This window comes from Mucilaginibacter robiniae, assembly GCF_012849215.1.
GTDB lineage: Bacteria > Bacteroidota > Bacteroidia > Sphingobacteriales > Sphingobacteriaceae > Mucilaginibacter > Mucilaginibacter robiniae.
The window spans coordinates 581561-597453 of sequence record NZ_CP051682.1 but is presented as its reverse complement, the minus strand read 5'-3'; the positions used below and the strand labels follow the sequence as shown (position 1 = coordinate 597453).

Annotated in this window: 10 protein-coding genes; 9 read left to right on the top strand and 1 reads right to left on the bottom strand. The window is 42.7% G+C overall.

All coding sequences use genetic code 11. The annotated features are described in order from the left end of the window. Positions 1 to 11: 11 nt before the first annotated feature. A complete protein-coding gene (locus HH214_RS02765) occupies positions 12 to 2627 on the top strand; it encodes an alpha-L-arabinofuranosidase C-terminal domain-containing protein (RefSeq protein WP_248282189.1) in 2616 nt (871 codons plus the stop codon). A 123-nt stretch (positions 2628 to 2750) separates the two neighbouring features. Here the strand turns inward: HH214_RS02765 and HH214_RS02760 are convergent, their stop codons facing one another. After that, positions 2751 to 3551 (bottom strand): SDR family NAD(P)-dependent oxidoreductase, encoded by an 801-nt coding sequence (locus HH214_RS02760; protein WP_169605892.1) that lies wholly within the window; start codon positions 3549 to 3551, stop codon positions 2751 to 2753. A gap of 243 nt (positions 3552 to 3794) precedes the next feature. Between HH214_RS02760 and HH214_RS02755 the strand changes: the two genes are divergently transcribed. The 8 genes from HH214_RS02755 to HH214_RS02720 all read left to right on the top strand — a co-directional run bounded on the left by HH214_RS02755 (position 3795) and on the right by HH214_RS02720 (position 15819). Further along, complete coding sequence (locus HH214_RS02755) at positions 3795 to 4442, top strand: carbonic anhydrase (protein ID WP_169605891.1); 648 nt, start codon at positions 3795 to 3797, stop codon at positions 4440 to 4442. Positions 4443 to 4667: 225 nt separating this feature from the next. Then, positions 4668 to 6098, top strand: coding sequence for a serine/threonine protein kinase (locus HH214_RS02750; RefSeq protein ID WP_169605890.1), 1431 nt, complete (start codon positions 4668 to 4670; stop codon positions 6096 to 6098). A gap of 126 nt (positions 6099 to 6224) precedes the next feature. Beyond that, positions 6225 to 7175: a hypothetical protein gene (locus tag HH214_RS02745; protein WP_169605889.1), complete on the top strand. Its 951-nt coding sequence runs from the start codon at positions 6225 to 6227 to the stop codon at positions 7173 to 7175. 96 nt (positions 7176 to 7271) lie between these two features. After that, positions 7272 to 8732, top strand: a complete 1461-nt coding sequence (locus HH214_RS02740; protein ID WP_169605888.1) for a PP2C family protein-serine/threonine phosphatase — start codon at positions 7272 to 7274, stop codon at positions 8730 to 8732. Then, the gene (locus tag HH214_RS02735) at positions 8719 to 12780 is read left to right on the top strand and encodes an FtsW/RodA/SpoVE family cell cycle protein (protein ID WP_169605887.1); all 4062 of its coding nucleotides are present in this window, start codon (positions 8719 to 8721) and stop codon (positions 12778 to 12780) included. The genes HH214_RS02740 and HH214_RS02735 overlap by 14 nt, the downstream gene beginning before the upstream one ends. A gap of 78 nt (positions 12781 to 12858) precedes the next feature. Beyond that, positions 12859 to 13650, top strand: coding sequence for an FHA domain-containing protein (locus HH214_RS02730; RefSeq protein WP_169605886.1), 792 nt, complete (start codon positions 12859 to 12861; stop codon positions 13648 to 13650). Beyond that, a complete protein-coding gene (locus tag HH214_RS02725) occupies positions 13643 to 15079 on the top strand; it encodes a serine/threonine protein kinase (protein ID WP_169605885.1) in 1437 nt (478 codons plus the stop codon). Before HH214_RS02730 ends, HH214_RS02725 begins: the two co-directional genes overlap by 8 nt. A gap of 167 nt (positions 15080 to 15246) precedes the next feature. Further along, positions 15247 to 15819, top strand: a complete 573-nt coding sequence (locus HH214_RS02720; protein ID WP_248282188.1) for an EcsC family protein — start codon at positions 15247 to 15249, stop codon at positions 15817 to 15819. Positions 15820 to 15893 lie beyond the last annotated feature (74 nt).

The window sequence follows — 15893 nt, the reverse complement described above, 5'->3', positions numbered from 1 at the left end:
TCGTTAGCCGCATGAAAAATATCTTATGTATGAACAGGTGCTGGCTTTGGTGTCTGATGGTTGTTTTTGTACAACAAACCGTTTCTGGCAAGGTCCTTAACCGGAAAGATGTGCCCGATTCTGCCTACTTGTTCTCGTATGCTACAACCAAAAACAATAATCATGATGGGTTGCAATTTGCTTGGAGCCGAGATAAAGAAACTTGGCATGTTATAGGGGAGGATTTCAGCTATTTGAAGAGTGATTATGGCCCTTGGGGTTCCGAAAAGCGAATGATTACGCCTTACTTGTATAAGGATGCAAAGGGCCTATGGCATTGCGTATGGAGCTTAAATGATAAAGACCATATTTTTGCTCATGCAGCTTCAACTGATTTAATTAATTGGCGGCGGCAAAGTTACCCCATGCTGCAGCAGGGGGCTAATTGTCTAAGGCCGGTATTGCAGTATAATCCTGATCAGGATATGTACAACGTTACTTATGCCGATGCCAATCAAAAGTACTATACAGTTGCTACTCATAATTTTAAATCATTTAGTTCAGCAAAAGAGATTCCGGCTGCATCGTATGTAAATTCTACTTTTAATATTGCCTTACCTGAAGGGAGGGTGAATGGCCAGCTAAACCGGGTGCCTTGGGCTGTGATAGATCGTTTAATTAAGTATTATGAGCAGCGGCAGTATAAAATAACTCAAAATGGCGAAGCCTTTAGTCAGGATACCCAGCGCTTTGCCGGATTAAAGACTTTGGAAGCTGCTATTACGGTTGAACCCCAAAAAGCTAAGCCAATTAGCGACATGCTAGTTGGTGTTTTTTTTGAAGATATTAACTATGCGGCCGATGGTGGCCTATATGGCGAATTGATTCAGAACCGCGATTTTGAGTACCAGTTAACCGATAAAAAAGGTCGTGATAAAAGCTGGAACAGCACACATTCTTGGAAGCTAACCGGTGATAACAGCACGTTTACTATTGATAGTGTATCACCCATACACCCGAACAATTCGCATTATGCTGTATTAAACACACAGGTACCCGGCGCGGCATTAATCAATGCTGGTTTTGATGGTATAGCGGTAAAGGCTGGTGAAAAGTATAATTTTTCGGTTTTTACAAAGCAGCTAAATGGTCATGCCGGTAAACTGTTAGTTCGCTTAGTGAGCGATAAAGGAGGCGTATTAGCCCAAGCTACAATCAATGTAGCTAATACACAGTGGAAAGCACAAGCGGCTGTACTTACTGCCAGCGCCAGTGCTACAGATGTTCACTTAGAACTAACCCCCCAAACTTCAGGCAGGTTAGCTTTGGATATGCTTTCCTTGTTTCCGCAAAAAACATTTAAAAGCCGAAAAAATGGTATGCGTGCCGATTTGGCACAGGCCATAGCTGACATTCACCCACGTTTTGTTCGCTTTCCAGGCGGTTGCGTATCTCATGGCGATGGTTTGGCTAATATCTATCGTTGGAAGAACACGATTGGTACTTTAGAAGCTCGTAAACCTCAGCGCAACATCTGGAATTATCACCAGAGTGCGGGCTTAGGATATTTTGAGTATTTTCAATTTTGTGAAGATATTGGTGCACAACCCGTACCGGTAGTGGCAGCAGGAGTACCCTGTCAAAATTCATCAACAGGTGGGAATGGTCAGCAAGGCGGTATTCCGATGAGCGAGATGAACGCTTATGTACAAGATATTCTGGATTTAGTGGAATACGCCAATGGCGATGTTTCTACTACTTGGGGTAAAAAGCGTGCAGAAGCTGGTCACCCTAAGCCTTTTAATCTGAAATATATTGGCATAGGTAATGAAGACCTAATTACCGATGTATTTGAAGAACGCTTTGCCATGATCTATAAGGCTATGAAGCGCGTGCATCCTGAAATTACTGTTATTGGAACTGTTGGGCCATTTTTTGAAGGTACGGACTATGATGAAGGTTGGGATGTAGCCACCCGGATGCATGTACCCATGGTAGATGAACATTATTATGAAACTTCGGGTTGGTTCATCAACAATCAAGACTTTTATGATAAGTATGATCGTTCCAAATCTAAAGTTTATTTGGGTGAATATGCTGCCCATTTACCCGGCAGTAAAACCAATCTGGAAACTGCCTTGGCTGAAGCACTTTACTTAACCAGTCTGGAGCGGAACGGTGACGTGGTGAGCATGTCTTCATACGCACCCTTACTGGCTCGTGAAGGCCATACGCAATGGAACCCTGATATGATTTACTTCAACAATTCGGAAGTGAAGCCAACAGTCGCCTATTATGTACAGCAACTATATGGGCAAAACGCGGGTAATCAGTACTTGCCTTCTACCGTGGCCCTATCAGATACACATACTGCGGTAACAAAAAGGGTAGGTATTTCCGTAGTTCGTGATAGCCAAACGCAGGATTTAATTGTTAAACTGGCTAATCTTTTACCTGTTGCCGTGCACTCCAACGTAGATTTAAAAGGCATATCTGTTGCTAACCAAAAAGCTGTTGCAACAATATTACAAGGTAATCCAGCTGGTAAAGATGCTAAACCAGTTGAGTCGACAATAAATGTAGCTAATAAATTTACTGCTGATTTACCGGCTTATTCATTTACTGTTATTCGCATCAAAACCAAATAGCAGATGTAAACGTCTGATAGCGTATATATACATAACTAAAAAGGGTTGTCTTTTGATCAAAAAACAACCCTTTTTAGTTAAAATTAATTAGCTGATTGCAAATACCATCAGCTAATTAATTGATTACTCTTCGTTTTTGTTGGTAGGCTCCATCATTTTGTGCATGTTTTCAGCTACCATGCTGTCGGGTACTACTTGGCTGGCGGCTACCATGGCTTTATTTTTAAAGCCTGATATCACTTTATCTTTACCGGCCATTAAACCCTCAAACCCATCTTTAGCTACTTCAGCCGGATCAGCTTTGCTACCTTCTTTTACACCTTTGGCTTCTTCTTGAGATGCTTTATGGAAAAAGTCGGTATTAGTTACACCGGGCTCTAACAAAGTAATGCTAACTTGAGTATCTTTAATTTCATTGTTTACGGCTTCGCTAAATGAAGTAACAAAGGCCTTTGTGGCATGGTAAACAGATTGCAGCGGACCTGGCATTTCACCACCTATAGAAGATACGTTCAGGATTTTACCTTCATTGCGGGCTACCATTTCTTTCAAAAAGCATTTGGTGAGCACTACATAAGCCCCAACGTTCAGTTGTATAATATCCAGTTCCCTGTTTACATCAGTTTCGGTAAATGCACCATATTGGCCTTGTCCGGCATCGTTAACCAGTACGTTAATGGCAATACCTTTATCTTTTACTTCTTGATATACCTCAAACGGACTTTCTCTTTTAAACAGATCTTTAGCAATCGTAGTTACTTCAACTCCATATTGTGATTTCAAGTCAGTAGCCATTTTTTCCAGTTCATCCTGGCCGCGGGCTACCAAAACTAAATTATATTTATCTTGGGCGAACAGTTTGGTTAGCTCAAGTCCTATACCGCTGGTAGCGCCGGTAATCAGCGTATACTTCTGATTTGACATGATTATGTTGTTTTAAATGTATAGTTCAATAACAACATCTACTGCTTTAATGTTTAACTAGTAATTAATAAACACAGCCTTTCACGATGATTTTGCTCCGGTCAATTTAATTGAAATAAGTTTGTAAAATATTCGGCTTAACTGATGATGGCTATTTAATAAATTTATGAGCTGATTAAAGAAATGAATTGTTAACTGATATAATCTGGCCAAATTACAGGCTTGATAATAATTGAACATATTATGGCATCATACGAAGAACTTTTTGAAAATAACCGCAAGTGGATTGCGCAGAAAACAGGCAACAATAAAGATTTTTTTAAGGAACTGGCCCGCGAGCAAAACCCTGAGTATTTATATATTGGTTGTAGCGATAGTCGTGTAACAGCAGAAGAACTGATGGGGTTAGGGCCCGGCGAAGTTTTTGTGCATCGCAATGTGGCTAACTTGGTTAATAGTGTTGATTTGAATGCCATGTCGGTAATACAATATGCAGTAGAGTACCTGAAGGTAAAGCATATTATTGTATGTGGCCATTACAACTGTGGCGGTGTAAAAGCAGCCATGACGCCAGCTGATATGGGTATATTGAACCCATGGCTACGCAATATTCGTGATATTTATCGTTTACATAAGTCAGAGCTGAATGCCATAACTGATGAGCAGAAACGCTATGACCGGCTGGTGGAACTGAATGTAGAAGAGCAGTGCATTAATGTGATCAAAATTGCAGCTGTACAACTGGGCGTGGCAGCTGATGGCTATCCGCAGGTACATGGCTGGGTATTTGATCTCCATAATGGAAAAATTATAGACCTGAATATTGATTTTAATCAGGTTTTAAAAGGCATCAGGGAAATTTATGATCTCACTGCCGGAGAAGATAAATAAAATATAAAGTGTAGAATCAGATAGCAGGTATTTGATCTCTACTAATTTATTGATGCTAAAAATTAAACAGGTATTTTACCTTGTAGATACATAGATATTTATGCATATTAACTTTATAATCTGTTAATGTGCATACAACAAAGCAGGCCCATTACGTGTAATGTACTTGATAGGTGCCGAATGCTGTAGTCTGGAAAACCGGCTATTATTTGATAAGAAATTTAAATGAGTAAAGTATTTACGATAACGGAGGGGTTAGAGAACCTGGGTGCCTTGCGTACAGGCGGACAAGGCTCAGTGTACAAGGGCAGAAGAACAGGCACGATCTACACCGCCATTAAGATGCTGCCTACCCCCATTCATGCCGAGAGTGAGGATGACCGCAACTACCGCAACTTTCAAAGCGAAGTAGCCAAGCTGCAAAAGGTTAATGAGCAGCCCTCACCCCATGTCGTCAAGATTATGAGCTGGGGCTTAACTGAGAGCGGCTCTTTTCCTTTTATCGAAATGGAGTACATTGAAGGGCCGGACCTCTCGGAGCTCTTGCAAGCGCCGCATGAACCATTGTTTACCTTAAAGGAGATCTTGAAAATTGCCGATCAGCTAGCGGCTGCTTTAGCGCACTGTCACCGTGTAGGGGTCAAGCATGGCGATCTAAAGAGCAACAATGTCAAGTACAATGTACATAGTGGTAACTACGTACTGCTGGACTTTGGCTTAGCGGTGCTGAGTGATGAACAGCGTAGAAGCAGCTTAAGGCATGCCGGTGCTATTGAGTTTATGGCACCCGAGCAGCATGAGCTGGGTCAGCTGCTGTTGCAAACAGACGTATATAGTTATGGGGTCATCCTGTATGAGCTGCTGACGGGCGAAGTACCTTTTCCTCTGCCTCAGGGAGCCGGTGCAGAAACGAGTAGGAACCAGGTGCTGCTGGCGCATTTGGAAGGACAGGTGCCGGATGCTATAGCCAAGCGGTCGCAAAGCTTACCGCAGAGCTGGGGAGAGAGCAAGCGTCAGCAGGAGATGCAGGTACCGCAATGGCTGCTAGAAGTGATCTACCGTTGTTTGGAGAAAGCGCCGGAAGCCAGGTATGCCAGTGGCGTAGCTTTGCAGGAAGCTATAGTAAGTGGTAGCTTAAGAGCAGCCGAGGGTTGGGGTAAAACCAGCCCGATAGCGCAGGCGCTGAGTGCTGATGTACTGCAACGCGAAAACGAGCAACTGCAACAACAACTCCTCCAACTTCAGGAAGAGCAATATAACCGGCCGCTAAGCGAAGGAGTGGAGGATGAATCTAAAGTATCCTTATCCAAACCTTTGTTTATTATAATGGTGACTTTGTTGGTGCTGTTTATGGGCTTTAGTGTATATTCTGCTTTCTTTAAGCGGACAGCTCAACCGGTAGAAAGCGAGAATATGCCTGATACCACACAAACTACACCATCCAATACCGATAATCAGGTTCAGGAAGGGAACTATGTTCCGATGACGGATAGTGTTAACACCACCCGTAAGAAACAAGTTGCTGATAGTGTGCGAAAGTCTATTGATAGCACGATTAGTGCGCAACGGAAAGCAGAGGCTAAAAAAGCAGCTGCAAAAGATAGTATCGACAATTTAAAACCGGATACTACTGTAAAACCCGAAGAACCTATGTAATGCAGTGCCTTGATTATCACCAACAATGTGATTAACAAGGCACTGCATTTGCTATTACAGCAAACATCCGTAACAGTTTTCCTGTTTCGGTTTACACCAATAAGGCATAACGCTAAAATATTTCAGATGGAATCTAAACCTAATTTCTGGCAGCGCATTGGTTTGCAGGATTGGTTTTTAACTAACGAGGCTACCGAGAAGCTTACCCCTACGCAGGCACTTACTCCCGATACAATTTATAACTACATAGTTGAAAAGTTTAAAGAATCTATTGGTGAGTTATCATTTGCCGGGCGAATTGTATTTTATCACGAGTTCATTGTTAGCTTTAATGCCGATGACTATAAAGAATTTAATGAAAACAAGCAGGGCATTATTGGCCTGATTGTGCAGGAAACGGTTAAAAAGTTTTATGATATACTCAGGGAGTACCGGGCAGCAGGTAAAAGGGTAGAGCCTTCGGGCTCCAAATGGGTGTTTCGTATTGTATCCCATCCTGATTATGCCCGAGGGGATAAAGGCTTTATTGGCAAATTATTGCCCGATAATAATCAGAAAGAAGAGAACCTAAGGGTAACTTTCATTCCCCGCCAAACTGGTATTGCACAAACCTTTGATGTAAACCCTGAAGTGCTGAAAGGGTTTACCTATTACAGTGAAGGTTACTTCGAAATACCGTATGAAGACAATCTGACTTACGATGAGAAAAGCATTGCTAAAGCAGAACAATCCGTTTTAGCACGTTTAGAAACTATCATTCCTAACCCCATGTTTGCCGGTAAAAAGGTGGAATACCTTATGAAGAAAGAGGAAATTACTGTATCGGGCAGTGAGGAAACGCGTGAGGAAGATGATATTTTTAAAATACCTTCCGATTGGCTGAATGTACCACACCTGAAAATACGTTTCAGCCAAGCTGATAATAAGTTTTATGTGGCTTCTTTCGGCGAAGTAACCACCCTGAACGAAGTGCTGGTAACCCGTAGTGAACCTAATGCACCAGTATGGGTTGAACTGCCGGTAAACTCGCGCATGTTGCTGAATGGCATTGTAGGCTTAAATCTTTTTAAATCGTAAATATCATGTCGCATGTTTTATCAATAGCATTACTCGTGATGGTGGCAGGTTTGCTGGTTACGCATTTTATAGACATTAAAAATTCTGGTAAACGTAATGGCTGAAAATATTTTTGGTATAACCGACACGGGCAAAGTGCGGGATAACAATGAAGATACGTTTATTGCTCAACCTGTAAGTAACAATCATTTTTTACTGGCTTCTGTAATTGATGGCGTAGGTGGCTATCATGGCGGTGAAGTAGCGGCTGCCCTGGCCCGCGAGCAATTGCTGGAAAGCCTGGATGCTGTAACAGGTGAGCTGTTGCCAGCTATGGTGCAGTCCATTCGTAAGGCTAGCCAGCGTATATATCTCCGCAAGCAACAAGAGAAAGAATTGGATAGCATGGCCTGCGTAGCTACAGTAGTGCTGGCAGATGTTGAAAATAACCAATTTTATTACGCCCATGTAGGTGATACTCGTTTGTATTTGTTACGTGATAGTTCTTTAGTTAAGATTTCTAAAGATCACTCCTTTGTTGGTTTTCTGGAAGATTCAGGGCGGTTGTCTGAGTCAGCAGCTATGAGTCACCCTAAGCGGAATGAAATCAACAAGGCACTGGGTTTTGATACCCGCATCCTTACGGATGATGACTATATAGAAACTGGTCAGTCGCCTTTTTTACCGGGCGACATGCTGCTGCTGTGCAGTGACGGTTTATCCGATTTGGTAGATAAGAACGAAATTACCGCTATACTTACCCAAGCCGCACCTCTATCTAAAAAAGCAACTCAGTTAGTAGATGCCGCTAATCATAATGGTGGTCGTGATAATATTACGGTGGTGCTGGTGCAAAATCAAAAAGTACCGCAACAGCCTGAAGCCGTTATGCCCGTTGCTGCTGTTAAAAAAAAAGAAGATTTAGTCAATGATGTATCATCACCTGCTCCGCAGGAACCGGCTCATGTTGTTGCTAATACTTTACCTACACATACCGAAAAGAAAGGTAATGGGCTTACTATAACTTTAGGCATACTGTGTTTGGTCTTTCTGGGAGCCGCAGTGTGGTTGTTTTTGCAGAGGCCATCGTCGCAACTTGTAGCGAATCAAACTGCTGCTGTTTCGGCCAAAAAAGTACGTAATGCTCAGGAACTTAAATTGCAGGATTTAATTGATAAAGCAACTGGCGATACGCTGGTGCTGTCTGATACTGTTTTTAAACAACCTGTTGTAATTAGCGATACCTTGCATGTTCAAAAAGATAGCTTGTACATTAAAGCTAAAGGAAACATAATATTAAAACGTGATTCTGCCTATACGGGGCCAGCCATACAGCTGAATGCCAAGTGCAAAAATATTGTGCTGGATAACTTGCACTTTCAGGATTTTGAGGCAGCTATTGCATTAAACAATACATCCTTGTTCTTGAAAAATGTTCAGTTTATAAATTGTAAGCAACCTGTACAAAATGTTTACAACTTTACCAGCAATAAAACCATTACAGCCAATTTGCCGGCTGTGTCTTTCAAAGCCGATTCTTTAGTTAAAACTCCTAACACATCACATGGAAGCCGATAAACCTCAACCTGCCAGCCGTTGGCAGGAACGTTTGTTTTTATTACTGATTACCCTAATTCTTGCGCTGTTCTTTTATCGGCTATATACCGTATTGCAGCTTCGCTTTGCGGATGTGGATAAGCGTTTGCATGAAGGAACTATGGTGAACCTGAATGCAAAAAATCCGGCAGCTCGGTTAAGAGAAGTACTGGAAAAAGGTTATTATTTTGAAGATAAACGCGATGTTGACCTGATTGAAGCTACTGTTGCGCAGAGCATCAACACCGGCGAAAAGATTGATAACATAGGCGAGCTGAACAAACGCAAATACAATATTGTAGCTGATGATGCCTTCGCGCAAGGGGGCAAATCTTTTAAAAATAGGGTAAATGCCTCACGTTCTTTGCTGGGTTACACAGGTGCTGATTCTTTACGTTTTCAGCAAGAGAAGAACAATCCGCCCCAAGTACCTAATGCTACTGATTTAAGTTTAGGTACACATAGCATTCAGGGAACAGTAATCAATAAAGATGAGCAACCTGTTGCCGGCGTACTGATGCGGTTAGATTTGATTTTACCCCAAGATAGTATTACTAACGACGAACCTACAGAAGACTTAAAAATTAGTACTGAAAAAGATAATGACTTTACCAAAACTTACTTGCCTGATAGTGCCGGCAAGCGCCACTTACAGGAGTTAACTGCTTATACCCGCACCGATGCTAACGGACATTATGAGTTTAAAAACTTACCCGATGACAAAGCTTTTAAAGTATTGCCGTTGCAACCCGGCTTTCAGTTTGGTACATCGCAGGGGGTAGAACGTTTGGATGAAGATGTTCAGTTTACTTTTCACCAGGCACCCCATACCATCCGGCTATTTTCCACACGTGACTTTAATATCCTTAAAAAAGAGAAATCTTTAATTGTACGAACGCCCCAGGAGTTTAACCATTGGTTCTGGATGATTGTAGGTGGCTTTTTTGCCGGTTTCTTCATTATACATATCCTGTTATCTTGGAAGTTCAGCAATGCCGATCAGTTGATACTACCGGTTGTTATGATACTTACCGGTTTGTCTTTCCTAACCCTGTTAAGTTTACAAGACCCTTTACGCGATCGCTTTTTGGCTAAAGATATGTTGGTTTACTTGGGTATAGGATGGACTGTGATGATTGGTATGCTGCTTATCAATATGCGCCGTTTTACGGTTGATTCACCTATATACCGAATGCTGGTTTTCAAAAATCGTCCGGGTGCTGCTAATGGCTGGCCTTGGGTAGCGTTGGCTATTACATTGCTGGCCTTAACCATTAAGTTTGGTACAGGGCCGGAGGGTAGCGGCGTTAAGGTAAACCTGTTTGGCTTTCAACCCAGCGAAATTGTAAAGTATTTGATTATTCTGTTTCTGGCTGGCTTTTTCGCTATTAATGAAAAATTGATTAGTGAGTATGCTACTTGGACCAAACGATGGTCGTTTTTTTCGTTTGCGCTCATAGCTATATTAGCTACCCTGATGTTGTTTTTATTACTGGGCGATTTGGGTCCAGCTATGGTGGTTTGTTTTACCTTTATAGCCTTGTTCTCCTTTTCGCGTGGCGATTTTGGCTTTATGGCCGCTGCTGTGGTTATTTATGTGTTGGTATCTTGGGCGTTTAAGAACGTCTGGTTGTCAGTAATAATTACTGCTGCACTGGTAGCCTTACTCATGATGGTGCAACGTCGGCAGTTGAGTGAATCGGCTGTAATGGTGCTGGTCATTATGGCTGCCTTTTTAACTATCGATCAAATTCCATATCTGGATAAAGCTTTTCCTGGCCCGGTACAACGTTTGATTGATCGTAAAGCTATCTGGCAAGATGCTTGGAACAATGAAGTTTATGGAGGCGACCAAGTAGCTAACGGCCTATGGGCTATGGCCAGCGGCGGCGTGTCAGGCCAGGGTATAGGCGAAGGCTTTGCCAAAACCATTCCGGAAGCACATACCGACATGATATTGCCCTCTATGGGGGAAGAGTTTGGCTGGACAGGTATTGTCTGTATCTTCTTGTTGTTCCTCGTTTATCTGCATCGTTCTATCCTCATCGGTCGACGAACGGGTACGCCGTTCTTGTTTTACCTATGTGCGGGTGTAGGTATATCTACATTTGTGCAGTTTTTATTAATTGCAGGCGGGTCTACTGGTGCTTTACCTTTATCAGGAGTATCATTACCTTTCCAGAGCTATGGTGGGTCATCGTTAGTAGCCAATTTATTGGCTTCGGGATTTTTACTGTCGGCATCACTGGTGAAAGGTACTCCGGTACAAATGGGTTATATTTCCAAACAACAGGATAAAAACTTAGTGCCTGCGTTAATGGCAGCATGTGTAGGCTTGATATTGCTAACAGTTAATGTATCCCGCTATTTGTTCAACAACAAAAAATGGGTAGTGCAACCCTCTTTAGTAGCCGATAAAAGTGGTGCGCGTATGTTCAGTTATAACCCGCGTATTGCTATATTGATGAACCGCTTGCAGGCGGGTAATTTATACGATCGTACCGGTACTTTGCTCGCTACCAGCAAGCCGCAAATCATTCGTCAGCAAAGGGCAAAACTGGCTGCCGCAGGTGTAGGCAGGTACAATATTGATTCGGCTGTGCATAAGCGGTTAGACCGCTATTATCCTTTTGAAGAACAAACTTTCTTTTGGATAGGGGATGCCAATACCGGCGTATTCAACGGCAGTAACAATGGTTACTTTGCCGAATACGAGCATGCTGCCGAGTTAAGAGGCTTTGAACTGCCAACAACCAGCTATAACGTAACTGCTAATCGTTATCGTGAAAACCGATTTCTGTCACGTGGCGTTAAGGAGATGACGGTAGTGAAAAAAGATTACAGCGCCTTGGCACCTTTGTTGTTGGCTGGTATTAATAGTCCGCAGGTAGAAGCTTTCCGCAATCGAAATCGTGATGTGCAATTAACCATAGATGCCGGTCTGCAAACCAGTATTCAAAACTCATTGGCTACAGACACTTCACTGGCTGATAACCGGGTATCGGTGGTGGTTATGGAAGCGAATACCGGTGATGTATTAACTTCGGCCATGTATCCTTTACCACCCGTACACAACTGGGAGCAGCTTACCATGAGCTATGCCGACCAGAACCAGTTAGCGGGTTGGATAACCACATCAGACTTAGGCTTTACCTATGCTTCGCAGCCAGGTTCTACCGCTAAGGTATTAACATCTATGGCTGCTTTCAATAAACTAGGTTTAGAAGCAGCTAATAAGCGTTATACCGTCAGTGCAGGAGAACGGATACGTACTAAAGGCTTGGAGCCTGATGAAACCGGCGTTATTACCCTAGAGCGTGCTTTGGTGAAATCTAATAACGTGTACTTTATCAAAATAGCCAATCAAGAGCATTTGCAGGAAGAAATGGTGAACCTGTACCTGAAAACAGGCATGTTTTTGCATGGGGTAGGTGGTTATTATTATGGACGTGAAACAGAGAATAAGACGCAAGAAGAAAAATGGAAAGCTCTGTGGCGCAAAACGGAGTTTAACACTAAGCCACCTTATAACCCGAACAATATTCGGCGTACACGGGCCAAAGGTATATCCGGTATGGCTTGGGGGCAGGGTGAGTTAATTGCCACGCCGGCTGCCGTAGCGCGTTTAGTTTCGGGTGTAGCCAACAACGGTACCATGATGAATAATCGTTATGTATTAAAGGTGAGCAAAACTGTGCAGCCTGTAAAATCCGGCATTACTTTGGCTAATAACTCACAGTATGCACAACTCATACGCCAGTACATGATTGAGCAGAGTGCGCCTAAAGCGGCAACTTTGGGTCTGGCTGTAGCCGGTAAAACAGGTACCCCCGAGCGTATATGGAAAAGGCAGCAAATCAATGATGGCTGGTATGTATTCTTCGCCCCTAAAGCTACAGGGCAAGGCAATATTGTGGTATGTATTCGTATTGAAGCTACCAAAGGCTCATCAGATGCGGTTAAATTAGCAGGACGGCACGTGGTACCCCTTTTGCTGAAAAAGGGCTATATTAGAAGTATTACCTCCTAAAATATAGAATAGCGTAAAAGCTGATAAATGCTGTAGGTGTGCATAAGAGAGTAAATAAGAAAATTTAAGTAAACGTATATGTTTAACTTTTTTAAAAGCGGCGCGACTGATCGTCCTACCGATGTAAAGGGCATCCGTTACGCATTGCTTCAGTTTATTAAACAAGAATTACAAAAAGCCGAAGGCGGAGAAGGTAGTTATATTAAAGGCTTGTGTTTGTATTTAGGTGGTAATGCAGCCGAAAAGCATGTATATGAAGCTGCAGTATATGCCGATGAACCTGACGCCTTTAAGGCTGAGATACAAAAAATAGCAGACGATTATGCTTTGGCTTTGCCGGATAACTGGACATTGGATGTAAACTTCGAACAGGATTTTCCATCTGAAGCAGTTAAAGCGCCCAATTTGGATGCTGCATTTTTTATTAAAACCAACAAGCATTTTATCAGGCAAACGGCTACGGCCTACATTAGTGTGTTAAGCGGTGAAACTTCTCAAAAAGAATATACCATTACCTCAGAAGGCGGCAAAGTAAATATTGGTCGGGATAAGAAAGCGCAGGTGAATGACGGCTTTTTCCGTACCAATCATATAGCTTTTCCATCTGATAGTACAAACCCTGCCAATAAATATGTAAGCCGGCAGCACGCCCATATAGAATGGGATAATGATAGTGCCCGATTTATGATATTTGCCGATGAAGGTGGAGTACCACCCCGAAACAAGGTGAAGGTTCGGGCAGAAGCTACAGAGGAATTGGTAAAGCTACATTCTACCGAAATAGGTTATCCTTTAGCTGAAGGCGATCAGATTGTAGTTGGTGAATCAGCTGTTCTACAATTTAGTTATCATTCGCTTGCTCATGAGTAAAGTATTTACGATAACGGAGGGATTAGAGAACCTGGGTGCCTTGCGTACAGGCGGACAAGGTTCGGTGTACAAGGGCAGAAGAACGGGCACAATCTACACGGCCATTAAGATGCTGCCTACCCCCATTCATGCCGAGAGCGAGGATGACCGCAACTACCGCAACTTTCAAAGCGAAGTGGCCAAGCTGCAAAAGGTGAATGAGCAACCCTCGCCCCATGTCGTCAAGATTATGAGCTGGGGCTTAACCGAGAGCGGCTCATTTCCCTTTATTGAGATGGAGTACATTGAAGGGCCGGACTTGTCCGAGCTCTTGCAACCGCCGCATGAACCATTGTTTACCTTGAAGGATATCTTAAAAGTAGCTGATCAGTTAGCGGCTGCCTTAGCGCACTGTCACCGTGTAGGGGTCAAGCATGGCGATCTAAAGAGCAACAATGTCAAGTACAATGTACATAGTGGTAACTACGTACTGCTGGACTTTGGCTTAGCGGTGCTGAGTGATGAACAGCGTAGAAGCAGCTTAAGGCATGCCGGTGCTATTGAGTTTATGGCACCCGAGCAGCATGAGCTGGGTCAGCTGCTGTTGCAAACAGACGTATATAGTTATGGGGTCATCCTGTATGAGCTGCTGACGGGCGAAGTACCTTTTCCTCTGCCTCAGGGAGCCGGTGCAGAAACGAGTAGGAACCAGGTGCTGCTGGCGCATTTGGAAGGACAGGTGCCGGATGCTATAGCCAAGCGGTCGCAAAGCTTACCGCAGAGCTGGGGAGAGAGCAAGCGTCAGCAGGAGATGCAGGTACCGCAATGGCTGCTAGAAGTGATCTACCGTTGTTTGGAGAAAGCGCCGGAAGCCAGGTATGCCAGTGGCGTAGCTTTGCAGGAAGCTATAGTAAGTGGTAGCTTAAGAGCAGCCGAGGGTTGGGGTAAAACCAGCCCGATAGCGCAGGCGCTGAGTGCTGATGTACTGCAACGCGAAAACGAGCAACTACAACAACAACTCCTCCAACTTCAGCAACAACAGGAAGATAGCCAGCGGCAGCTCTCTGCTTTGCAATCTATTGCCATGGAAGCTGGCGGGCATTTTAATCAGGGTAAGGGTGTGTTTGAACGCAATGAAGGTATAGTGCACCTGCCTAAGCGTTTATTAATTGGCTTGGTGGGCTTGGCGGCTTTGTTTATTGTGTTGTTTATTTATGTATTATCTGCAAAAAAGAACTCCGTATCAACGCCTTCTGTCAATTCTTATACAGCTACAACCAAGGCTTACCATTCACCTTATATTTATCTCAAAAGCTACAAACCAGATACATCAGTAAGGTTACAAAAAGCAGTTCCAGCAGCTATACCTGTAGTAAGGCACAAAATACCGCCAGGTTGGGCCCATAAAAAGTTCAAAAAGAAAAGAAAAAAGTTTTTAGGAATATTTTAAAAGGTTTTCTGTTTTTTTTGGTTTGTGTTGAACAGGATTAATGAACAACAGTACTGCAACTATATAAAGCTAGAAGGCTCATTTATTGCTTGTCATTTAAGCAAGCGTATAATTTTATATATGGCATGAAAATAGCACTGTGATAATTAACTATTTAAATAACTGAAATGCGTAAATTGAAATTACCAGAAATTAATCTGAAAGCTTTCAAATCCAAGTTTAAAAAGAACTTGCATTACTTATCGGAAGGCGGATTTCAGCAGATATATAATCGTATCGACCAATTAGGTATAAAGAAAGGTGTAGATGAACTAGGGATTGATAAGTTTATTATACAATGTGCCATACTGGCAGCTGGTTCGGGTGCTATAACCGGTATAGGCGGTGTAACCAGTATGATTATTGGTGTTCCATTAGATATCATTAACTTGATTACCCAACAATTTCGTGTTACACTGGCTATCTCTTACTATAACACGGGTAGGTATGAAATCAAATTTGCTGATTTCATTAAAATTGTAGCTGCATCATTAAAGGTAGATACCGGAATGGCAATTAGCAAAAACCTGATGGAAGAAGTGGCTGAAAAGCTACTCTTAAATATTGGTTCTAAAACGGCTGAGCGTTTAGTGCCAGTAGTAGGTGCTGTAATTGGCGGTTCTACCAATTACTTATTCATAAAACGAGTAGCCGACTCGTTAAGAAATCCGGAACAAACCGAAAAGGTAATTAAAATATAAGGTTAAGCAATTAGCAGATAAAAAGAAAGGCCTAAAGTTAATTAACTTCAGGCCTTTCTTTTAAGGAGTTTTGT